General features: G+C 39.3%; 24 protein-coding genes. 12 read left to right on the top strand and 12 right to left on the bottom strand.

The genetic code is table 11. The features are described 5' to 3' along the window. Nucleotides 1-129 precede the first annotated feature (129 nt). Nucleotides 130-636 carry a glycine cleavage system protein R gene (locus H5160_RS05485; protein ID WP_002957843.1) on the top strand — a complete coding sequence of 169 codons (507 nt, stop codon included), beginning with the start codon at nucleotides 130-132 and terminating at the stop codon, nucleotides 634-636. Nucleotides 637-773: 137 nt separating this feature from the next. On the opposite strand, the gene H5160_RS05480 is transcribed toward H5160_RS05485, so the two are convergent. The 7 genes from H5160_RS05480 to H5160_RS05450 all read right to left on the bottom strand — a co-directional run bounded on the left by H5160_RS05480 (nucleotide 774) and on the right by H5160_RS05450 (nucleotide 10,073). Further along, nucleotides 774-1,229: a hypothetical protein gene (locus H5160_RS05480; protein WP_024600196.1), complete on the bottom strand. Its 456-nt coding sequence runs from the start codon at nucleotides 1,227-1,229 to the stop codon at nucleotides 774-776. A 190-nt stretch (nucleotides 1,230-1,419) separates the two neighbouring features. After that, on the bottom strand, nucleotides 1,420-4,539 hold the full coding sequence (locus H5160_RS05475; RefSeq protein WP_182737025.1) for an efflux RND transporter permease subunit: 3,120 nt from the start codon (nucleotides 4,537-4,539) through the stop codon (nucleotides 1,420-1,422). Nucleotides 4,540-4,547: 8 nt separating this feature from the next. Beyond that, nucleotides 4,548-6,110 carry an efflux RND transporter periplasmic adaptor subunit gene (locus tag H5160_RS05470; protein ID WP_182737024.1) on the bottom strand — a complete coding sequence of 521 codons (1,563 nt, stop codon included), beginning with the start codon at nucleotides 6,108-6,110 and terminating at the stop codon, nucleotides 4,548-4,550. Further along, a complete protein-coding gene (locus H5160_RS05465) occupies nucleotides 6,100-7,476 on the bottom strand; it encodes a TolC family protein (RefSeq protein ID WP_182737023.1) in 1,377 nt (458 codons plus the stop codon). Before H5160_RS05465 ends, H5160_RS05470 begins: the two co-directional genes overlap by 11 nt. Before the next feature lie 257 nt (nucleotides 7,477-7,733). Then, the gene (locus H5160_RS05460) at nucleotides 7,734-8,096 is read right to left on the bottom strand and encodes a hypothetical protein (protein WP_259416767.1); all 363 of its coding nucleotides are present in this window, start codon (nucleotides 8,094-8,096) and stop codon (nucleotides 7,734-7,736) included. A 94-nt stretch (nucleotides 8,097-8,190) separates the two neighbouring features. Then, nucleotides 8,191-8,805 (bottom strand): paraquat-inducible protein A, encoded by a 615-nt coding sequence (locus H5160_RS05455; RefSeq protein WP_182737022.1) that lies wholly within the window; start codon nucleotides 8,803-8,805, stop codon nucleotides 8,191-8,193. 2 nt (nucleotides 8,806-8,807) lie between these two features. Continuing rightward, entirely contained in the window at nucleotides 8,808-10,073 is a 1,266-nt protein-coding gene (locus tag H5160_RS05450) for an HDOD domain-containing protein (protein WP_182737021.1), read from the bottom strand. 149 nt (nucleotides 10,074-10,222) lie between these two features. Between H5160_RS05450 and H5160_RS05445 the strand changes: the two genes are divergently transcribed. From H5160_RS05445 to H5160_RS05435, 3 genes are all read left to right on the top strand, one after another. Continuing rightward, complete coding sequence (locus H5160_RS05445) at nucleotides 10,223-10,972, top strand: ABC transporter substrate-binding protein (protein ID WP_024595823.1); 750 nt, start codon at nucleotides 10,223-10,225, stop codon at nucleotides 10,970-10,972. 78 nt (nucleotides 10,973-11,050) lie between these two features. After that, entirely contained in the window at nucleotides 11,051-11,617 is a 567-nt protein-coding gene (locus tag H5160_RS05440; RefSeq protein ID WP_007586451.1) for a PhnA domain-containing protein, read from the top strand. A gap of 121 nt (nucleotides 11,618-11,738) precedes the next feature. Continuing rightward, nucleotides 11,739-12,557 (top strand): META domain-containing protein, encoded by an 819-nt coding sequence (locus tag H5160_RS05435; protein WP_024595822.1) that lies wholly within the window; start codon nucleotides 11,739-11,741, stop codon nucleotides 12,555-12,557. A gap of 107 nt (nucleotides 12,558-12,664) precedes the next feature. Here H5160_RS05435 and H5160_RS05430 read toward each other — a convergent pair whose 3' ends face one another. Beyond that, nucleotides 12,665-13,504 (bottom strand): 23S rRNA (adenine(2030)-N(6))-methyltransferase RlmJ, encoded by an 840-nt coding sequence (locus H5160_RS05430; protein ID WP_182737020.1) that lies wholly within the window; start codon nucleotides 13,502-13,504, stop codon nucleotides 12,665-12,667. Between the two features lie 238 nt (nucleotides 13,505-13,742). Here H5160_RS05430 and zapB point away from each other — a divergent pair, with 238 nt between their 5' ends. The 8 genes from zapB (at nucleotide 13,743) to H5160_RS05390 (ending at nucleotide 19,451) form a co-directional block, all read left to right on the top strand. Continuing rightward, a complete protein-coding gene (zapB, locus tag H5160_RS05425; RefSeq protein WP_002957855.1) occupies nucleotides 13,743-13,973 on the top strand; it encodes a cell division protein ZapB in 231 nt (76 codons plus the stop codon). Continuing rightward, nucleotides 13,973-14,278, top strand: a complete 306-nt coding sequence (locus tag H5160_RS05420; RefSeq protein WP_002957856.1) for a cell division protein ZapA — start codon at nucleotides 13,973-13,975, stop codon at nucleotides 14,276-14,278. Before zapB ends, H5160_RS05420 begins: the two co-directional genes overlap by 1 nt. A 63-nt stretch (nucleotides 14,279-14,341) precedes the next feature. Beyond that, nucleotides 14,342-15,364 carry an MBL fold metallo-hydrolase gene (locus H5160_RS05415; protein WP_182737019.1) on the top strand — a complete coding sequence of 341 codons (1,023 nt, stop codon included), beginning with the start codon at nucleotides 14,342-14,344 and terminating at the stop codon, nucleotides 15,362-15,364. 55 nt (nucleotides 15,365-15,419) lie between these two features. Beyond that, a complete protein-coding gene (locus tag H5160_RS05410; protein WP_182737018.1) occupies nucleotides 15,420-16,889 on the top strand; it encodes a LysM peptidoglycan-binding domain-containing protein in 1,470 nt (489 codons plus the stop codon). Nucleotides 16,890-16,955: 66 nt separating this feature from the next. Beyond that, complete coding sequence (locus H5160_RS05405; protein ID WP_002957860.1) at nucleotides 16,956-17,444, top strand: peptidylprolyl isomerase; 489 nt, start codon at nucleotides 16,956-16,958, stop codon at nucleotides 17,442-17,444. Between the two features lie 21 nt (nucleotides 17,445-17,465). Continuing rightward, the gene (locus H5160_RS05400; RefSeq protein WP_182737017.1) at nucleotides 17,466-18,194 is read left to right on the top strand and encodes an SDR family NAD(P)-dependent oxidoreductase; all 729 of its coding nucleotides are present in this window, start codon (nucleotides 17,466-17,468) and stop codon (nucleotides 18,192-18,194) included. Beyond that, nucleotides 18,191-19,030, top strand: coding sequence for an amidohydrolase (locus H5160_RS05395; RefSeq protein ID WP_182737015.1), 840 nt, complete (start codon nucleotides 18,191-18,193; stop codon nucleotides 19,028-19,030). Before H5160_RS05400 ends, H5160_RS05395 begins: the two co-directional genes overlap by 4 nt. Nucleotides 19,031-19,079: 49 nt before the next feature. Beyond that, nucleotides 19,080-19,451 (top strand): hypothetical protein, encoded by a 372-nt coding sequence (locus tag H5160_RS05390; RefSeq protein WP_182720363.1) that lies wholly within the window; start codon nucleotides 19,080-19,082, stop codon nucleotides 19,449-19,451. A 101-nt stretch (nucleotides 19,452-19,552) separates the two neighbouring features. Here H5160_RS05390 and H5160_RS05385 read toward each other — a convergent pair whose 3' ends face one another. The 4 genes from H5160_RS05385 to H5160_RS05370 form a co-directional block, all read right to left on the bottom strand. After that, nucleotides 19,553-20,728, bottom strand: coding sequence for a mandelate racemase/muconate lactonizing enzyme family protein (locus tag H5160_RS05385; protein WP_007375956.1), 1,176 nt, complete (start codon nucleotides 20,726-20,728; stop codon nucleotides 19,553-19,555). Nucleotides 20,729-20,754: 26 nt separating this feature from the next. After that, nucleotides 20,755-21,522 (bottom strand): class II aldolase/adducin family protein, encoded by a 768-nt coding sequence (locus tag H5160_RS05380; protein WP_010554363.1) that lies wholly within the window; start codon nucleotides 21,520-21,522, stop codon nucleotides 20,755-20,757. Nucleotides 21,523-21,687: 165 nt separating this feature from the next. Further along, nucleotides 21,688-22,011, bottom strand: coding sequence for a c-type cytochrome (locus tag H5160_RS05375; RefSeq protein WP_182737014.1), 324 nt, complete (start codon nucleotides 22,009-22,011; stop codon nucleotides 21,688-21,690). A gap of 182 nt (nucleotides 22,012-22,193) precedes the next feature. Next, nucleotides 22,194-22,733, bottom strand: a complete 540-nt coding sequence (locus H5160_RS05370) for a DUF2058 domain-containing protein (RefSeq protein WP_002957867.1) — start codon at nucleotides 22,731-22,733, stop codon at nucleotides 22,194-22,196. Nucleotides 22,734-22,894 lie beyond the last annotated feature (161 nt).

Here is a 22,894-nt window from a genome sequence, read left to right as displayed (position 1 = left end):
ACAACCACATTCAATTTTATTATTTTAAAATCAACGATTTATAAAAGTGCAACAACACACAATTTAGATTAGACAATACACTTAATGCCTATGCATTTACTTTCTTTGGGCTTAAAAAGAGAATTATTTATGAAGCAGTTGGTTATAACTATTTTAGGGCAAGATCGCCCTGGTTTAGTAGAGAGTATCTCATCCGTCGTGTTACAAAATCATGGCAACTGGCTAAGCAGTAACTTAAGCCATTTATTAGGTCATTTTGCAGGTATTATTCAACTTGAAGTTGCTGAGGAACACTTTCAATCATTACAAAGCGCTTTAAATAAGTTACCTAAGTTAGACGTTCGAATTGAAACCGGAAACACAGAAATTGAACCATCAACATTAGAACAAATCAATCTGGTTATAACAGGTAACGATCGCCCAGGTATTGTTCAAGAGTTGGCGAGTGTAATACGCCACAAAGGCGCTAACATTACTCATTTAAATTCAAGGCAGCAAAGTGCGCCTAATTGGGGGGTGCCTATTTTTAGCGCTGTTGCTACCGTTACTTTACCCAATGGTATGAATAAAGATGAAGTCATTGAAGCATTGGAATCAATAACAAGTGATTTAATTGTAGATACAGAAGAAGTTTGATCTCCCTAGGTGCGTGCCACACTGTTGACACGCATATTATTTTAGCCAGTTTATCAAAGCCCTCTGCGGGTTATTTAACGCAGACATAAAATAAGCCGATGCAAGCATCGGCTATTTTGAATAGTTATCTTATAAAGCTACATATCCATATGTCGATTAGTACTTTGCATCATTTGCTTTATACCTTGCTTTTCAAGCTCTAGTATTTGTTGAAGCTTTTCTTGCCCACTTTGGGTTTCGGCGCGTTCAAGTAAGTATTCATATAGCTCAATCACTTTTTGATGCTGCTCTGATAAATAAGCTTGGATAACTTTCTCATCGAATTGCTGATCTTTACTAATATCATCAAAGGTAATTAACTCAGGATTTTTAGCAAAGTATTCATAGCTGTATGTATCGAGCGTATTTATTTCAGTTATCGCTTTAAACCCGACTAAATCTTCGGCGAGTTTTTTTTCGTAATTTAGGTAGTAGTCCACCAGCATTGCATTATGTTCATCGAGTAAATCCTTTACGCTATAAAAATTAGCCGCCATTTGCGTATGAAACAAAACGGTCCAATCGTATACCTCTTTAATTGTTTTAACTTGCATGTGCATTCCTTACTTGTTGACTGTATAGGTAATACACTGCGTAAAGCGTGCCAATTAAAAAGCTATTTAAAAACAGTTAGTTAATTTAAATATGAGTAATAACGAGCTATTTAATAGAACAACTTACAAATTATGAGTAACTTTTATAGAGTAATACGCCATCAAATTAGCGTATTACTCTGTGTATTTATTATTTAAGTCCTTGTTTGCGCCACAGCAAGTAAACAGCAGGAATAACGAGTAAGGTAAGTACAATTGCACTACCCATACCGCCAACCATAGGCGCTGCTATCCGGCTCATTACTTCGCTTCCTGTGCCTGTACCATAAAGCACAGGTAGCAAGCCAATAATAATTGTCGCAACTGTCATCATTACTGGGCGCACTCTAAGCCCTGCTCCTTCAATAATAGCTTGCTGTAATTGCACTAAACTAAGCGGTTTTCCGGCTTGCTCTGCTTCGAGGCACTTTTCTTGATAGGCTTGGTTTAAATACACCAACATAATGACTCCTATTTCTACCGCTACTCCAGCTAAGGCAATAAAGCCTACACCCACTGCAACTGAAAAGTTAAAGCCCTCTAAATACATTAGCCATACGCCACCAATCATTGCCAGTGGCAACGTAGCCATAATAATAGTGACCTCAGCAAAGCTTCTAAAATTAAGATAAAGCAACACAATAATAATCGCTAATGTAAGTGGTAATACATAAGTCAGTTTGTCTTTAGCGCGCTGCATGTATTCATACTGCCCAGCCCACGTAATTGAGTAGCCAGCAGGTAGTATTAGGTCTTTATAGAGCACTTGCTGAGCGTGCTCAACGTAAGTACCAATATCAACGCCATCTATATCAATAAAACTCCAACCGTTTAAACGTGCATTTTCGCTTTTTATACCAGGCGGTCCATCTTCAATAAATACATCAGCTACATCACCAAGTGCTATACGCTGCCCTGTAGGCGTTACAATAGGTAACAACATTAGCTCTTCTGGCGAGTCTCTGTATGCTTGCGGGTAACGCAAATTAACTGGGTAGCGCTCTTGCCCTTCTACGGTTTGAGTTACGTTTGTACCACCTATTGCAGTAGATACAACTTGCTGTATGTCGCTAATATTTAAGCTATAACGCGCCGCTTTTTCTCGGTTTATATCTACTTTTATATAACGCCCACCGGCTACTCGCTCTGAGTAAACCGATGCAGTGCCTTGCACATCTTTTAAAAGCACTTCTATTTGTTGACCAATTTTTTGAATTTCACTCAACTTTGGTCCCGCAACTTTAATGCCCACGGGAGTTTTAATACCGGTTGCGAGCATATCAATACGTGTTTTAATTGGCATTACCCACGCATTCGTCAACCCCGGAAACTTAACCAAACCGTCGAGTTCTTTTTTAAGTTTTTCAAGCGTCATACCCTCGCGCCATTCATCTTTTGGTTTTAGCTGAATAAACGTCTCTATCATTGTAAGCGGCGCAGGATCTGTTGCAGTTTCTGCTCGCCCAACTTTACCAAATACTGTTTTAACCTCGGGTAATGTGGCAATTAGCTTGTCGGTTTGCTGTAGTATTTCGCGCGCTTTACCTACCGATAAACCAGGATACGTTGTGGGCATATACATTAAGTCGCCCTCATCAAGTGGCGGAATAAATTCACTGCCTATTTTGTTTACCGGGTAAAAGCCAATAACAGAAACAACCACCGCGAGTACCAATGTCATTTTTGGAAATTTAAGCACCCAGTTAAGTAGTGGGCGATACGCTGCGACGAGTAATCGGTTAACTGGATTTTTTTGCTCCGAAATAACTTTACCTCTAATAAAGTAACCCATTAATACCGGCACTAAGGTAATCGCAAGCCCAGCAGACGCTGCCATAGCATAGGTTTTAGTGTAAGCCAGTGGCGCAAACATACGCCCTTCTTGCGCTTCTAAAATAAATACCGGCATAAAGCTGACGGTAATAATTAATAAACTAAAAAATAATGCAGGACCCACTTCACTCGCCGATTTAGCCACAACTTCCCAGCGGTTTTCGTTGGTAAGTGGCGTTTTTTCCATATGTTTGTGCATATTTTCAATCATGACGATAGCGCCGTCGGTCATTGCGCCTATCGCTATTGCAATTCCCCCTAAAGACATAATATTGGCGTTAATCCCCTGCCAATACATAATTATAAATGCCGTTAAAATCCCAAGCGGTAACGTAATAATCGCCACCAATGATGAGCGCACATGAAACAAAAACACCACACACACTAAAGCAACTACAATCAGCTCTTCAATTAGCTTACTTGTTAGATTATCTACTGCGTTATTTATTAAGTTGGAGCGATCGTACACAGGGACTATTTCAACGCCCTCTGGTAATCCCTTTTTAAGCGATTCTAATTTTGCTTTTACCAGCTCAATGGTTTTTTGTGCATTTTCGCCATAGCGCATAATAACGATGCCGCCGGTTACTTCGCCTTCGCCATTAAGCTCTGCAATACCACGGCGCATTTGCGGCCCGACTCTAATATCGGCTACATCACGCAATTGCAGCGCAGTACCATTAGCGTTTACACCAAGCGGAATAGCTTCTAGGTCGGCAACACTTTTAATGTAGCCTGTGCTTGTTACCATGTATTCAGCTTCAGCCATTTCAACTACCGAGGCGCCCATCTCTTGGTTGCCTTGTTGAATCGCCGTTTGAATAAGGCTAAGCGGGATACCATATGCACGTAATTTATCAGGCTCTACATTGACTTGGTATTGCTTAACCATGCCACCAACAGCAGCCACTTCAGATACACCGGGCACAGTTTGTAGCTCAAACTTTAAAAACCAATCTTGTAAGCTTCGTAGCTGACTAATATCGTGTTTATTTGTTTTATCAATTAGTGCGTATAAATAAATCCAACCTACGCCTGTTGCATCAGGGCCAAGCTCTGGCGTAGCGCTATCGGGCAATCGGTTTGCTGCTTGGCTTAGGTATTCTTGTACTCGGCTACGCGCCCAATACAAATCAGTTTTTTCGTCAAAAATAACGTAAACGTACGAGTCACCAAAAAACGAAAAACCCCTTACAGTTTGTGCACCCGGCACAGAAAGCATTGCAGTGGTGAGCGGAAATGTAACTTGGTCTTGCACTACTTGCGGCGCTTGCCCCGGGTAAGTAGTTTTTATAATGACCTGAACATCAGATAAGTCAGGTAAGGCATCCACGGGCGTATTTTTTAGTGCAAACAATCCTCCACCCAGTAAAATTAATGTAAGCAACAACACAAAAAAGCGATTGCCAACAGACCAACGAATAATGGCAGTTATCATAATGGCTCCTAGTGAGAACTGTGTTGCATAGGTTGCATAGTAGAATGATCAATCGGCTCTGCGTTTTGCGCTTTAGTAATTACAAATTCATCATTAATAATGCTAAAAGTAAAATTAATATACTGGGCATTTTCAAACTTGGTAATATCAATATCTGGCGCTAATACAAAGTCCATTGTGGCGGGTTCTCGATTCCATTTTTCAATGGCCTCTCGACTAATATTAATAATGCGATTTTGTGTATCTATGGCATTAATAGTGCCGTTAACCGTGGCGCTTTGTGGCTGTATATCCATGTTCATATTTGAGTCTGAACCAGAATCCGAACTCATACCTGAGCTAATGCTAGAACTAGGCATTTCCATTCGTTTAAAGTCGGAGCTCTTACTTGACTCAGAATCTATTAAAAATTGCGCTGAGGTCACTACCGTGTCACCTGTCATTACACCTGACAAAATGACCGCTTCATTACTATTAATTTGCCCAACTTCGACTTCTACCGATTTAAAACGACCCTCACCTAATGCAATAACTACACGGTTTTGATGCTGCGTGCGAATTACCGCTTCTTTTGGTACTGTAAATTGCGCCTTACTCGCTTTAGCGTGAATGCTCACTTGTGCAAACATATTTGGTTTTAACCGATGATCTGCATTTTCAAACCTGAGTCTTACACGCAGAGTCCGGTTTTTAGCATCAAGCGCGGGGTAAATATAATCAACCTTACCTTCCCACTTTTGACCTTTTAAGTAATCAAGCGTCATTGTAACGGGCAAGCCCACGTTCACTTGTTCTGATTGGCGCTCGAATACTTCTGCCTCTACCCAAATTTCATCAAGCTGAGCAATACTCATCATTGATGTGCCTGGTTTAACGTAAAAGCCTTCTCGTACTGTTAGCTCATCTACCACACCACTTTGCTTTGCGTAAAAAGTAATATTTTGCATTATCTTTTTATTTTTTTGTAAACGTTCAATAAATCCATCAGACACATTTAACGACTCTAAACGTGCCTTTGCTGCGCGAATTAACACGGTATTATTACGATTAACCGCCAATAAAAACTCTTCCTGTGCATTCACCAATTGTGGTGAATACAAAGTATATAAAGGCTCACCGGCTTTAACTTGTGCTCCTTGCGCTTTAACGTACAAGCTTTCAATCCAGCCCTCTACACGCGGATGAATGTGAATAAGTTGGTCTTGGTTATATTGCACATAACCCACAGTATTTATATCGCTGTGAAGTGTTTTAAGCTCTACTTTGGCGGTTCTTACACCTAAGTTATTAATGACTGCAGGCGAAATAGTTACTGCACCTGGTCCATCCTGAGCGTTGCTATCGTTTTCATATACAGGGACTAAATCCATTCCCATTGGCGACAGCCCTGGCGCGTCACGCCTGTAATTACTATCCATAGGGGCTACCCAATATAAGGGCTGTTTTTCAGCACTTTGCTGTTCATTCATTTCCGAGCTGCTAGGTAAAAACTGCATCACTAAGGCGCCAATTAACGCAAATGCGACCGCACCAACTAAGGCAGCAACAAGTAACTTTAAATTAGTATTCATTATGTAATTCTCCAGTTTGCTCGCTCATTACTTGGGGGTCTAAGCTACTTGCATAATAATTAAGGCGAGCGGTAATAATATGCTGCTCTACTTGAATATTAAGCGCGTCTATTTTGGCGTTAAGTTCACCAATGCGCGCGCGCATCACGTCAGAAAAATCCCCATCGTCGCGCGTATAAGCATTAAGTGTTGCTTGAGATTGCTCTGACATTTGCGGTAATAACGTATTTTGATAAAGCGCATCGCGTTTTTGCAAACGAGCGAGTTGGCTAAACTCCTTAAAGTACATGCCTTTGAGTTTTTGAAGCGCCACCAGCTTTTGTGTTTTAGTAGCTTCTGCACTAGCAATAGCCGATTTAACCTGTTGATCTTGTCTGTTATCAGAAAACAATGGCAAATCAATGCTAAATCCTACTGAAAGTAAATCAGCTCGCGACTCCCCCATAGGCGTTTCATCTCGGTAACCATAACCCACATTAACGCCCATTTGAGGTTTGTAACTTTGCTTGGCGAGTGCAACTTCGGTTTGCTTTGCGGTGACGGTTTTTTCTATCGCAATAATTGCGGGATGCGCCATAAGCAACTGTATTAATTTATCAAATTCAAGGTTTGCAAAATCAACCAGCCCTGTGGTTTTAGTAAATTCGGCATTTAAAGGCTGCATAAGCATATTCATAGGTAACCACTGTGCTAAACGGTTTTTAGCACTTTCAAATTGCTGCTCAAGCATAACCAGCTTATCTTCAAGGCGAGTGAGTTCTAATTGCGCACGAATAATATCTTGCTGGCGTGTTTTACCTAAGGTACTTGCGTAGCTTGCTTCGGTAACTTCAATAAGCTGAGTAAATAGCCCTTTATCTTGCTCAATTAAAGCAATACTTCGCTGAGCACGATACGCGTTTAACCACGACTCAATCACAATTGCTTTTACTTGTGCTAAGCGATCGGCGCGCTGCCAAGAATATTGTTGAGCAGACTGAGCTAATGCCTTTTGTTTAAGCGCTAAACTATTCCCTCGGCTAAACTTTTGGCTCAAATCGACTTTAAGCTGCGTCATCCCTTCTTGATCAAACGCATAACCGTTAGTAGGTAAGTTAAGTAAGCCAACCGTTAAAACAGGATCGGGTAAGGTGCCTGCGGCAATACTTTGTGCTATTGCGGCATCTTCTTGGTAGCCACTCGCTTTTAGCCATGGCTCATGCGTTAGTGCATAATTAAGCGCTTGCGTTAAGCTAAGCGTTTGCTCATTGCGGGCTTGCTTTAGCGTATCGATATTTAGGTTATTTGAATTGTTTTGCGCATTAACAGCTGTGCTAAATAACACAACACTACATAATACGGCTTTAATACTTACAGCGTGGTTCATCACCTGCTCCATCTAAAAATAAAAGAAATTCTTAAATTAAGAAGCAAAAAAGGTGTTTAGGAGTTTTACAAAAACCTTTTATATCAATTGCATTGAATTAATGATCTATTATTGCGGTAGGAAAATTGCTCTATAACAAGGAAAAAATTACGCAGTATAGTTGCTTTATATAAGTAATTTTTAACGCAGTTAGAGAGGTATTTAGTTCCTAGAATGAGCATGATTTCAATAAAATTGATATTACACCTATCCTGCTATTAAGCAGACATAGGAGGGCGGTAGAGTGAACGAGGTATATTAATTTGTGTAGTAAATACACTTATATTTACTTTTTCAGATTCAATTACAATAACGCTAAATAAAGTATCAACATTAAGCATTGAATTAGCAGCGCAGCCACTGATAAGGCATTTGCAGTCATTTTGTGGCGTACTTTCGTCGTCGCAACAATCCATCTGCATCATATTTTCAGACATGCTAGCAACAGCTGTTGCATCACTACTGTGTGTCATTTGCATTTGGGCATGCATTGCTGTTTTCGTTGGCATATGTGGCATTTCGCATACAATAGCTACAGACGCAACTGCCTGACCCACAAAAGTGAGCAGTAAAGTTATCATGAGTAAACTAGAGTAAAAACGTTGCAACATTATGCCTTTTAATAAATTTTAAAATGATTGTAAGATAACCTAACGGTAACCACAAATACTTTAATTATGTAGACTGCGGTTTATCAGGTGTTTTAATTAAGTTACTCGCGATAATTGCAAATATACAATATGCGCTAAAATACCAAAAGCCCTCACCAAATTGTGAATTCATAACAAGTAGCTCACCACTTTTACCATGAGCGTTACCTGCTAGGTAAGTCACTATTAATGCAATAACAAATACATCAACCATGCTCCACTTACTTAATGCACAAATAACCAGACCGAGCTTTTGCTTCAACCCATTCAAAGGTAGGCAACAATAAAGCAATTGTAATAGCAGCTTCAAGCTTGGAATAACAATAGAAAACAACCCCACTAAAGCAGCTACAAATAAATTATTATTGCTAGAAAGCTCTTGAACTGTGCCTAAAATACTTTGTGTTTTGTTATAGGCGCTAATCTCGCCCTCTAACTTATCAAGCCCTAGCATATTCGAGAACATCATTAGCATGCTACGAGTCCGACCATCACCCTCTTCAGCAAGCATTTCAATGCCCGCTTGCGCTAATTTTGATTTATCTATGTTGCCCTCTATTGTTAATACTGGTTTTGTAATACCAGGAAACAATAAACAAAGAGCAACCACTACACTTATAACCGACAACCAATTACGCATATTTATTCTGCTATTGCCTCAATAATGTCATCACTGTATAAAACAGCATCCAATAAAAAATTAAATATATCGCCAATATGCAGCTCTGAGTTTATGTTGGCCAAATGGACCATAGCTTCATCTATATTATCTAATTCAAACTCTTTTATAAGCGATAAACAGTTCCCTAAGATGCCGCTCTCTAATAGTAAAGCATCAGATATTGCAGCATCTAAAGTAAACTCTTTAACTATATCTTTTAATTCAGCATCTAAAATAGCATCAAGCACCGAGAACAAACCCACCAGATACCCTTGCTCGGTCAACTCTTTATTATTTTGCTCCAATATTAGCGACATAAATTGAGCCCGCGTTAAAGCAAGCTTAGTTAATTCGGTTGGTTTTTCGACCCCTAACTCACTAATTGCTAATACGCGAACAAATTGTCTTATTGTGTCCTCACCTAAATAAATAACCGCTTGTGAAATAGACGTAATGACTAAATTTGCTTTGCCTGAACGCGCGTTAGCTAGCTTTAAAACCCTCGCTGTTATGGCGACATCTCTGGCCACTCGTTGATGAACTTCTTTAAAGCAAAGTGTTTCTTTTGCTGTAAAACGCAATAGATCAAAAACGGTTAGCTTTGAAGGCTCTACACCTTTATACGTAATCATTTCTGGGCGAGAAAAAAAGAACCCCTGAAATAAATCGCAGCCAGCCAATTTTAATACATTAAATTGTTCATGCGTCTCTATTCGTTCAACAATTATTTTTGCATGTGGATTTGCGCGTTTTATTTTTTTAATGCGCATATTGGTTTTAATAACCGGATCATCTATCTCAATTTTTATGTAATCAACATGTGCTAACAGTGGCTCCCATTTTGGATCGCCATCGTAATCATCAAGTGCAAAAATATAGCCTTCTTTTTTAAGTTCTTGCACACGCTCAGCCACCGCAGGAATATTACCCGTGCGCTCCACTATTTCAATAACACTATTTTCTGGCAATAAAAGTTTGGGGAAGTTATCGAGAATAGTTTCTGATGACAAGTTTATAAAAGCTAAATGATGTGCGGTAAGTCTATCTAAACCAACCAACATTAAAGCATTAAAAAATAGGCGGCTTGTCGCATGGACATCAGAAGTGCCTACAGGAAACGCATTATTGGCTGAGTCTCTATAAAGCAATTCGTACGAGAAAACATTCTGGTCTATATCAAAAATAGGTTGCCGCGCAACAAACTGAGTTATTTTTTGTACTTCATCAGGTATGTTATGTAATTTCACTTGGCTCTAAACCTATAAATAAAAGATGGCAAAACAGCCAATAATATGTGTACTTTAATGCAACACGCATAAGATAAATATAGTCGTCATTGCAAAAACGTTAAAATTACACAACACTAATATAAAATATTAATATAAAAGGTAGAGATTTGACTAACTTTATTCGGTTATTAGTACTGAGCCCTCTGCTATTTGTATTTTTTAGCTATGCCAGCATTAATCCTACTCCCCTCAAATATAATGTTAGCGCGTCAGGGAGTCATTATCCATATTATACAAATGATCCAGAAAAGCCTGGCATATTACCCGAAATTATTGAAAAAGTACTCGATGATGCCAATATTGCAGCTTCTCATATCGACCTACCTACAAAGCGTATTACCAAATATTTACAAGATGAAATAATCGATTTTGATGTTATTTCATTAGAATGGCTCTCAAAGAGTGAGAGAAATGACCCTCGTTATGTTTTTTCAGAGCCGCTTATTTATGCCACAGAAATGATTGTTACCTTGCCTAAAAATGCCCAGCATTGGCAAAGCGCTGATAGCTTGAAGGGTAAAAATATAGGAACGGTACTAGGTTACTATTACTTTAATGACAACACCTTTGAGCGTGTTGACTTTCCATCCGAAAAAGAACTTATGACAGCCCTATCAAGAAACCGTGTAGAAGCTGCACTAGTAGGTAAGTTAACTGCGCTCTATTGGGCAAAGCAGTTAGGGATAAACATTGCCTTTGGCGCACAGCATTCCCATGGTTTTTTAAGAATTCGCTTATTGAGCAAACACAAAGAATTATTGCCCCAGATAAACCTAGCAATTAAAAACCTTCACGCTCAAGGATATATAAAAACTATTGAAGATAAGTATATGAGTAATATACCCACACAAAATTAAGGGACTAATGGCGCAGAGCTCGTGTTTTGGAGTACAATAGCAGCAAATGTTAACTCGACCAGAATCAGAAAGAGCCCCATGAGTATTGAAAAAGCCTTAATCGAACGTAGTAATAATCAATGTGAATTGTGTGCAGCCACCGAGAACTTATCTGTTTATGAAGTACCACCGGTAACTGAAACCCACTCAGATAAATGTATTTACACGTGTCAAACATGTAAAGATCAAATCGAGAATAACAGCGAAATAACGCCTACGCATTGGCACTGTTTAAACGATAGCATGTGGAGCCAAACTCCTGCAGTACAAGTTGTAGCTTACAGAATGCTTTCGCGTTTAGCGCCTGATAATGGCTGGGCACAAGATGCGCTAGACATGATTTACCTTGAAGAAGATACGCTAACGTGGGCTAAAAAAGCACTTGCTGAAGATGACGATTTAAAGCATGTAGATAGCAACGGTGTAGTACTTCAAGCAGGCGATACTGTTACCCTAATTAAAGACTTAGACGTTAAAGGTAGTAGCCTTACAGCTAAACGCGGAACAGCTGTTCGTAATATTGGCCTAACCAGCAACCCTGAACATATTGAAGGGCGAGTTGACGGCCAGCGCATAGTTATTTTAACTAAGTTTGTTAAAAAATAATCGTTTGTTTTTAATTATTAAAGGCGCTAATGCGCCTTTTTTTATGTTTAAAATAAGTTAAGGAATGATTAAGTCACTAGGTAATACACTAGGGAGATAATATTGAGTAAGGATAACAAACATGGAAAAGCATCAAGCAGTACATTCACGTAAAAAAGCACTTACAGGACTTAGTTTATTAGCACTGAGCGCTTTTGCTATAACCGGTTGTGATCAACAAACAAAGCCGACTGAAAATACAGAGCAAGCAAAATCAATATCGACTCTAACTACCCAAGTTAGCTACAAAGATCGCAGTATGCTTCGCCCCGGTTCACAGTTAATAGTTACGCTTTCGGATGTATCTAAAATGGATGTAAAAGCAGATATAATAACCCAAGAAGTGATTGATATTACCCAAGCCCCACCATTTACTGTAGAGCTAACTTATGATGCCAGTAAAGTTAACGATAAACACCGCTATAGCCTAAGCGCCAGAATCATAAATAAAGACAAAGTACTTTACACAAGTACCACAAATAACGACCCATTTAGAGAATCACAGCTAACTGGCCCTTATAAAATTGAGCTTTCAAAAGTATCCGTTGAAAAGCCAGACGTAACGCTTACAAACACGTACTGGAAAGCAATAACAATCAATGCTCAAACAGTAAATGTTAGAACTAAAGAGCCGTTTATTCAGTTCGATAAAGACTACCGTGTTAATGGCTTTTTAGGCTGTAATAATTTTAGCGGAAGTTATAGCACCGAGCAGCACACAATTACACTTAGTCAGTTAGCGAGTACAAAAAAGATGTGTTCGGAGAATATGGACCAAGAGGCAGCTATGTCTAACGTACTTAACAATACTTCAAAGTGGGAAATTACAGGCGAGTCACTAAAACTTAAAAACAACAGCGGTAATACGCTTGCTACTTTTAACGCAGTTTATTTTAATTAATATTTAGCTCCCTAATATATGTGTTACCTAACACATTCGTATTGATTTTAAATAAAATGCCCAGCAAAACTGGGCATTTTATCATTCATTGTAAGCACTATTTAAAGCTACTCATCAACGAGTTGTTCACTTCTGTAAAAACCACTTGGCTCACTCAACAAATCAACAAGTTCAGGCATTATTGCATCCATTGTTTGCTTTAGCTTCCATGGAGGGTTAATCACAATCATGCCAGATGCTGTCATGCCGTGTACGTCAGTGTCCGCTTCAGTGCCTAATTCAAATAGCTGAATGTTGCGCATTCCTGAATCAATTAAGCCCTGCTCCATATTATCAATGCGCTCTCTGTCTACTACCGGATACCAAATCATATAAGTACCTGTAGCAAAACGCTGATGAGCTTTAACTAAGGTTTTTACAACCGTTTCGTAGTCATCTTTAATTTCGTACGGAGGGTCAATTAACACACACGCTCTGCGAGATGCTGGTGGTAATAATCCTACTAAGCCGGTAAAGCCATCTTCTCCGCGCACACGAATGGAGCGCTTACCTTGCATATTTTCTTCAAGTAATAATAAATCGCGCGGGTGCAGTTCAAAAAACCAACCCTTATCTTGGCGGCGCAAGTAATGCTCTGCAATTTTTGGTGAACCCGGATAAAATGAAAGTTCGTCAGTGTCGTTAAATGACTTAATTAATTCAATGTACTCATTAAGCTCAGCATGTTCACTTTTATGTTGCCAAAGTTTTTCAATACCATCTTGATACTCTTGCGTTTTTTGCGCATCAGCAGCTGCCAGTTCAAAAAAGCCAGCACCTGAATGCGTGTCTATATAATCAAGCGGTTTATCTTTAATTGTTTGGTAATTTAGTACTTGTGCCAGTACTAAATGTTTAAGTACATCGGCAGGATTACCCGCATGAAATGAGTGTCTGTAACTAAGCATTATTTATTTTCGCCATACGCAATTTAATATCGTAAGTGAACCATAAGCACTAGGCTTTGGCAACTCACACCAAGATAAGAGAGTGTTAAAGTGAACCATTTCTGAATGAAAAAGCTCATATGCTGAATTATCCCTTAACGCAGAAGAAAAATCAGCTAAAACCACCGTAAATGCTGGCAAATCAACACACTTTGCTTTACATTTGCATGACATTAATTACAGTTATATGAGCGCCTTTATGAACAACACTACTCTTCAACAACTCGAACAACTGATCGATTCTTTAATCGAACGTAATAATCAATTACAAACAGATGTTGCTACTTTAAAAGAACAGAACACTAAACTAAGCGATGAAAACGAATTACTACAGCTTGAAGCTTTAGAAAATGAAGAAAAGCAAAAAGATGCCAGCACTACTTTATCTGGTCTTCTTGATAAATTACAAAGCGCACAACAGGCTAGCTAATGTCTGAGCTGCAAAACCAGCGGGTCACTGTTGAGTTGCTAGGTAAAGAGCAGCAATTTGCTTGCCCCGAAGGGCAGGAAGATGCATTAATAGCAGCAGCTAAAAATCTAAATGACTTAGTTGAGCAAATGAAACAACGCTCAACCGTTAGAAACGATCAAAAAGCCCTACTAATGGCAGCATTAAACTTAAGCCACGAATTGCTAGAAGCAAAAACACAGGCTACAGTTGAACAACAGCATCAAGACCAATTGATTGATAAACTCAGTCAGCATTTGGCAAATGACCCCAAACACCAAAAATAAAAAGCGCATACTGCGCTTTTTGTTTATTATTAAAGTAATTAAACCTCAGCGTAGAGATAATAAATGAAGTTAAAACTTTCAAACATAACCTCTTCATGTAAGCACTTACTATTGTCATGCACTTTACTATCAATAGCACCTAGCACCTACGCTGCCGTTATTTGGAATACAATAAACCCTCATATTCAGTTTTTAAAGCAACAAGACAAGCTTCGCTTTTACGACTCTAACCAAGTATTAATTGAAGGCGAAAAATGTGCCCTACTGGTTGATACGAGTGCCAATTTTGCTGCAGTTGAACAACTTGCTGAAGATTTAAAAAAACGCCTTAAAACACCTTTATGCTATTTGGTTGCCACGCATTACCATGACGATCACTTGCTCGGTATGGCGGTTATGCAAAATTTTTATCCTGATGCCAAGCTCACTGTTCATCAGCAAGTAAACAAAAATTTTAGTCTTTATCAAACAGCATATACCGACAAACTAGACACCTATGAAAAGAGCATTGAGCTGAGCTACCAACGATTAGCGAATGTCCCTAAAGAAGAGCAAGCTAAATGGCGTGATAAGTTAAAGCTTGCAAAAAAGCGACTTTTTCGCTGGCAGGAGTATCAGCTTAGCAAACCCGAAATAGTCATTAATAGTCGTAAAGTTATCGACCTTGGTGGTTTTGAGGTAACGCTTGAGCCGCAGCAAGCCCATACTAACGGCGATTTAACTATTACTACTAATAATGGCAGTGTGCTGATTGGTGGCGATATCGTTGACTGGCTTCCTTACCCTGGTCACGGCGAACTTAATAGTTGGCAAACGTTGCTTAAGCAATATATTAACGATGAAAAGCTCGCTATTATTATACCTGGTCACGGCGGCACATTAACAAAAGAGCAGCTGAAACAGCCACTATCATTCTTAGCAGCCATAACTGAGCATGTTAAAAACAATAAAGATCAAAGTATTGAGCAATTAATGCTGTCGTTTCCTGAATCAGTTATTGAGCCTTATAAACAAGAAGCGCTTAATATAAAATCGAGTAACTTTTTTTTACAAGCAGGCCTAAATCGCGTAAAAAGCGCAGAATAACTCAACACAACGGATTGTGTTAAAATAATAAAAGGAATTTACAAAAGTGATCACTATGCGCAGTTTGGTTTTATGTTGTTTGGGTATTTTGTTATTTGGTTGTCAATCAACGGAGCAAGAACCACAAGAAGCTCCACAAATATTTACTCATTTTGAGCCTGACTATACTTATGATATTGACGAGGAAGTAGCTCAAACGCCTCAAGTTAATGAGCTAGTTACGCCACTTCAATTCAAAAAAACAATCGTAAAAAAGCGCCCACCAAAAACCACCGATCTGTGGGTGCATATAGCCAATAATCTACACTTTACGATTTATCAAAATCGCGCTTTAAAAAAGCGTATCAGCTGGTATGCAAAGCAACCTAACTACTTACAAACGGTGAGTAAACGCGCAGCGCCTTACCTGTATCACATCGTAAAAAAAATTGAGCAAAAGCAACTACCTATGGAGCTCGCATTACTACCATTTGTAGAAAGCGATTTTAGACCAACAATAGCCTCATCACAGCAAGCTGTTGGTGTTTGGCAGTTAGTTGGCGCAACGGCGCATCACTTTGGTGTTAAGTCAGACCAATGGTATGACGGGCGCCAAGACGTACTTGCTTCAACCGATGCTGCGCTTGATTACTTAAGTTACTTACATAAACGCTTTGATGGTAATTGGCTACATGCTTTGGCCGCTTATAATAGTGGTGAAGGCCGCGTTAAACGCGCAATAGAAAAAAATAAAAAACGCGGTAAAAGCACCGATTACTGGTCGCTCAGTCTGCCAAAAGAAACCGCTGACTATGTACCTAAGTTACTCGCTTTAAGCTATTTAGTTAAACACCCACAAAAGGGTATAAAACGCCCAAAGCTTGCATATAAACCATTTACAACACAGATGAACATAGGCCAGCAGTTCGACTTTTCAGTCATTGCCAAGCTCTCTGGTATAGGTTCAAAGCAGTTACATGCTATTAATCAGGGATATTTAAAAAATCAAAGCTCACCTAACGGGCCGCATACTTTACTGCTGCCTATAGGGCAAGAAGCATTATTAAAAAGTCAGTTCTTCAAATCAAACTTTGCTGGAGAGTACATCGTTAAACAAAACGATACGCTTTACAGTATCGCCAGGCGTTTTAGTATGTCTGTAAAAGCTTTGAAACAACTTAATAATAAAAATAATAATTTAATAGGTGTTGGAGAAAAGTTATTAGTTGGGCAACCTAAAACTCTGCCAAGCACATTAACTGTTGATTACAAAATCAGCCCTTATTTAGAACACCAAGAGATTGCGATCCCCACCATTGAAATAGATTACGAAGTTAAGTCAGGCGATAGCCTTTGGAGTATAAGTCAGCTTTACGATGTACCTCATAGCGACTTGGCAAAATGGAACAAACTCTCTGCATCGAGCATTTTAAAGCCTGGCACTCAATTAGTACTGTTTATACCACAGGCTGAAAAGCAAAAAGCAGCACCAATAAAAAAAGATTTTCTGCTAAATTTACAAAAAACACTAAATCAGCCACGTTAAGTTTATAAACAAGTATATTTCGCGTAAAATTGCGCCCTAACATAGTTATTATTTGAAGAGACAAGCATGCAAATTAGCAAAAATTCAGCAGTTGAATTTCATTACACCCTTAGCGAAGCGGGCGAGCAAATTGAAAGTAGCACAAACGAAGCGCCACTTACTTACATTCATGGCAGCGAAGGCATGCTTCCTGGTTTAGAAAAAGCACTTGAAGGTAAAGAAGCCGGCGAAAAATTTAGTGTAACTCTAGAGCCAAGTGAATCGTACGGCGAGCGTGTTGATGACTTAATTCAACGTATTCCGCTTAAGCATCTACAAGGCGACGTTAAAGTATGGAAACCAGGTATGACAGCAATGGTTAGCTCTAACCAAGGTCGTCATCAGGTTACTATTGTTAAGGTTGGTCGTTTTAACGCAGATTGTGATTTAAACCACCCATTTGCGGGCAAAACACTAACGTTCGACGTTGAAGTTGTATCTGTACGTGAAGCGACGAGTGAAGAAGTTTCTCACGGACATGTGCACGCTGAAGGCGGCTGCGGTCACTCTCACTAGTTAGCAATAAAGGAAGTAAGTATGTCTAAAGTTGCAGTAGTTACAGGTGGTACAAAAGGAATTGGTCTAGCCGTTGTAAAGCGTTTTCTAAGTAATGGCTATAAAGTACATAACCTTGATATAGAGCCAAGCGAAACTGGTATATTTCATCAGTGTGATGTAAGTGATGTATCGGCGGTACAAAGCTGTATCAACGCTATCTGTGAACAAAGCAAACGCATTGATGTACTTGTTTCTAATGCTGGAAAACACTTAAGCGCAAATATAGAAAGCACCGATGAGCAAACTCTCGATGCACTTTTTGCGCTTAATGTTAAAGGCGCCTATGCCGCAGTACAAAGCGTATTGCCAAGCATGAAAGCGCAAAATAGCGGCGCTATTATATTAGTCGCATCCGATCAAGCAATTATAGGTAAGCAAAACTCTTTTGCGTATAACCTAACAAAACATGCCCTTGCCTCAATGGCCAAAACAACGGCGCTTGATTACGCGAGCTTTAATATTAGAGTAAATGCGGTATGCCCTGGCACAATAGAAACCCCGCTATTTCATAACGCGATAGATGCGTACTGCGCAAAAAGTGGCGCAAACAAAGCTGAAATAGTTGCCGAGGAAGCAAGTCTGCAACCGCTTAACCGATTAGGTCAAGCCGACGAAGTTGCTGCTCTTGTGAGCTTTTTAGCAAGCGACGATGCCAGCTTTATTACTGGTAGCTTACAAAGTATTGATGGCGGCTATACAGCCCAATGAGCATGCAAATTATTGACCCTCATGTGCATTTTTTTAATCTTGCCGAGGGGCAATATACTTGGCTACAAGGCGAAAACCCACCAGCATGGCCTAACCTAGAAAAAATTAAACAACCAATAAGTGCAGAGCAACTTGTTGAAAGTACTAATTTTGAACTTGCGGGTATTGTGCACATTGAGGCTGGGTTTGATAATCAATCACCTATAAACGAGTTAAACTGGCTAAGCTCGCATTTAAAAAACCTTTCGTTTAAGGCTATTAGTTACAACCAAATTGATGCGCCCGCAGAGCAATTTAATCACGCGCTAAATGCACTGGCTCATTCAAGCCTTTGTGGTATAAGAGATATAACCGAAGACGATGATGCAGTGAGACTAAAAAGCCCTCATTGTATTAATAACCTTAATTTATTGGCTACAAATAAACTGCATTTTGAAGCTCAATTTGATATTGAAAATAGCGAAATAACCAAACAAATAGCTTACTACGCTAAGCAGCTACCGCAGCTTCAAATTATAATTAATCATGCAGGACTACCAAGTAATTTAAATGACTGGCAACAAGGTGCTGAGTTACTTGCTCAGCACGACAACATAGCAATTAAATTCTCTGGTTTTGAATTACTACAACTTACCAGTGAGCAACAAGCAGCGTGTTTTAATATTCTTTTTAATCACTTTGGCCAGCAGCGTATTATGTTTGCAAGCAACTTTCCTGTGTGCCAAATAAATACAAGCTACAACACTCTATGGCACTGCCATAAGGCGTTATGCTCAAACGATAAGACATGGCATAACCTTAGCTATGCAAACGCTAAGCACTACTACCAAGTTTAAGTAAAACTAGTTATATTAAACTCTCTTTTTATAATAATACGGCCAATTTATGAAAATGTACTTTTTACTAATCGTTGTATTTTCTGCGTTTTTTCTCAATGGCTGCATATCTCAAAATCCAGATCCGACACCTAAGCTGCAACATGCTCTACTGGCAAAGCCAAATAAAACAGCCGTTAGCAAAGCAATTAAAACACTTGTACATATACAAGAAACTCAATTAGCTGAGAATGTATTTACTACCAGCAGCACAGTAACCCTTAGCAATGTGGATGGTAATAATATTATCGACACGCAAAGTCGCAATACACCCGATCAGTTTGAATTGATGATTAAAGGCAAGCAATGCTATATACGCCACCTTGATAGTAAAGCCACTATTGAGCTTAAAGACGTAGAATGTAAAATTAACGAGTTATAACAAGCTTTACTTCCCCCTAAATAAGCAAAAGCCGGTAAGTGACTAATCACTTACCGGCTTTTGCTTTTTAATGCATGACCTAAAGTTAGGTTAAAAGGCTATTATTTTATTTCTACGCGTTGAGAACGCATAACAATCTCATCATTTAATTCAATACCCAAGCCTGGCTCTTCTGACACTTCAAAGAAACCATTTTTAGGTTGTGGGTCTTGTAAACATAACTCGCGGTTCCACTTTTTAATCGCATAAGTGTGGTGCTCATGAATCAAAAAGTTAGGGATAGCCGTTTCTAAGTGCAGTGATGCTGCTGTTGCAACAGGCCCGCCACATACGTGAGCTTGAATACGCACATCAAAGATATCTGCGTAATCACATACTTTTTTAGTTTCGGTAAAGCCACCACATAAACCAATATCAGGTTGCAGAACATCAATACTTTGATCTTCTAAGTACGGGCGCACACCCCAGCGATTATACAAACGTTCACCACCAGCAATTGGCACATTAACTTTATCTGCTACTTTTGCATGCAATGAATGGTTTAAATAGTTAACTGGCTCTTCAAAGTACATACAGTCAAATTCTTCTGCAATTTCACCTAGCTGAATAGCTGTTGTAACACCTGGTAAACTGTGGCATTCAAAAATAATATCCACTTCGTCGCCTACTGCTTCGCGAATGGCTTGCATACGTGCACGGTATAGCTTCATTTCAGTGCGTGAGATTATTTTTGTACGGTCGTAATAAGTGTTACCGTCTTTATCGTACTGAATTGGATCTACTTTTACTGCATCGTAACCTTCGGCCATCGCCTTTAAAGCCGCTTCTGCATATTCTTGCGGTTGTACTAGGGCTTTAAATTCGCTATCCCAGTCAAACTGTAATTGCGAAGCGTAAGTGCGTAGTTTGTCGTTAACTTTACCGCCTAATAACTGGTATACAGGTAAACCAAGCGCTTTACCTTTTATATCCCAAAGTGCGGTATCAATTGCGCTCATTGCAGCATATACAACAGGTCCGCCGCCTAAACCCCAAAAGCTCTCACGTAACATACGAGACCATAGTTTTTCTGTTTGAAATGGGTCGTGGCCGATTAAAAAGGCGTCGGCCATTTCTTTAATCATAGCCGCTGCAGCACTGTGACCTAAATCGTATGCAAGGCCCGCTTCGCCAACACCACTAATACCTTCGTCAGTATGAATACGTACAAACACAGGTGTCCAAGAAGGTCTATCAGGACAGTGAATATCAAATACTTCAACGCGATTTACTTTCATTAAAATTCCTTATTAACCGCTATGGGTTATTTTGCAAAACTAGGGTCAAGTCGATACGCTTTACGTAACATCGCAGGCCACGCAAGTTGCCCGCCAGTGCTGCCACTGTGTACTACGTTTGCTTGATTATAAATATTGTCGATTATAGGTTGCGGTACTTCAATCACCTCTTGCGAGCTTGATTGTAGCGCTAGTTGAATTTCACACGCTCGCTGTAAATCATAAAAGCGCATAAACGCATCGCCTACCGTTGGGCCTACTGTTAAGCCACCGTGATTTACCAATAACATATGGTTAGTGCTGCCCAAATCATCTTGCAGCACTTTTCGCTCGTCGTCGTTTACTGCAAGCCCTTCGTAGCCATGATAAGAAAGCGATGGCAGTGAAAACATTGAATATTGGCTAAGCGGTAATAAACCATTTTTTTGTGTAGCGACTGCGATTGTTTCTTTGGTATGAAGGTGAATAACACAATGAGCGTCTTCGCGTACCTCGTGAATCGCACTGTGAATAGTAAAACCAGCTGGATTAATACTAAATGGCGTATCGTCAATAATGTTGCCGTCTAAGTCGACCTTTACTAAATTAGAGGCAGTTACTTCATCAAAGGTTAAACCAAACGCATTCACTAAGTAGTGGTCGGTGCCAGGCAAACGTGCTGATAAATGCGTATAGATTAAATCCCCCCAACGAAAGTGCTCTACCAGTCTATAACACGCGGCTAAATCAACACGAAGTTGCCACTCTTGTGCTGATACTTTATTTTTTAAATCGAGTTGGGGTAAATCAAACATAATGAGCCTTTTAAAAACGTACATTATTAACCTGTACGAACAGATGTTTAGAAGTCTAAAGCAGTCTCTATTTTATAGCAAACACCAAACAAAACAGCCACACTATTGTGTGGCTGTTTGTAAAACTAAAATACCAATTGTATTAAAATGGTATAGCTGCGTAAATTATTTTACGTTAGCTAGGTAATCTGCAATTGCTTCAAACTCTTCATCAGTTACCGTTGCAACCATTGCTTTCATAGCCATGGTCATACCGTTATTACGTGCACCTGACTTAATATCTTTCATTTGCGCTACTAAGTAGTCTTTATTTTGACCGTTTAGTTTAGGGTACATACCCATAATTGGTGCTTTACCTTCAGCGCCATGACAAGTTTGACAATTCTTAGCGGTATAAAGTGCAGCGCCATCGGCAGCTGCTGCATTAAACGAGAAGCTTGCGGCTAAAGTAATACCCACGCCTAATAGTAGTGTTTTCATCTTGCTCATTGTATTTACTCTTCTTTTTTGACGGTTAGAAAAACTGTTCTATTGATTGTAGTAAACAATCAAATAAAAAGCATACGTACGAAACGGCGCTAGACGATCAACTTAACCAAAAACCGCTAACTCGTTTCCATCTCACTTTTATATACTTTAGCAAATAAAAATGAGCTTACCCTTAATAACTATTACCACACTATATCATCTGGTACTTCAAAGTCTGCGTATGGGTCATCTTCATCTTTTGGTTTGTTTTCTGGCTCTACATGAAAAACAATATACTTTTCGTCAACTTCAGCCACTTTGCGTGCTGGTTCGTCGTCTAATACGTAAAATTGCCCTTCTAGTACACAAATAGCTAAACGACCGCCCGATAACGCTTTTTGCGTTTTCTCGTTCACGTCGATATTTTTTACTTTGTTTTGATAAGTAAAATTAAATGTGCGCTCACCACGAATAGCGTCTTGGTTGTGGTGCTCTAAAATTTGTTTAACACGCGCTTCTTGTTCGCGCTGCTTTAAGCTCACTTGGCGTGTTTGGTTAAGCTCTTCAGCTTTTTTTTGCTGCTCTAGCTTGGTTTGTTGAATATGCTTTTGCAGATCACTTGGGTTGCTAGTAGCCCCTTTCTTTTGCTTTTTTTGTTGCTTACGCTTTTCTGATTTAGCAACTTTAGCATTATGCGATGTTGTTAATCCTGCTTGAAGCAATTGGTCTTGTAATGAACCCATGGCTTTGTTCCACTAAAAACTAATATTATCGCTATTTTAATCACCAACGAGTTCAAATAACAGCGCTATCGACATTAATCTAGCAAACTAGTTAAAACAAACCATGATATGACGCAAAGAGCATGGTTTTAATTATCAATTAAAAACAATTTTTAATACAA

The organism is Pseudoalteromonas sp. SG43-4 (assembly GCF_014164325.1).
Lineage (GTDB): Bacteria > Pseudomonadota > Gammaproteobacteria > Enterobacterales > Alteromonadaceae > Pseudoalteromonas > Pseudoalteromonas distincta.
The sequence above is the reverse complement of the archived record's forward strand: the minus strand, read 5'-3'. Positions and strand labels throughout refer to the sequence as shown.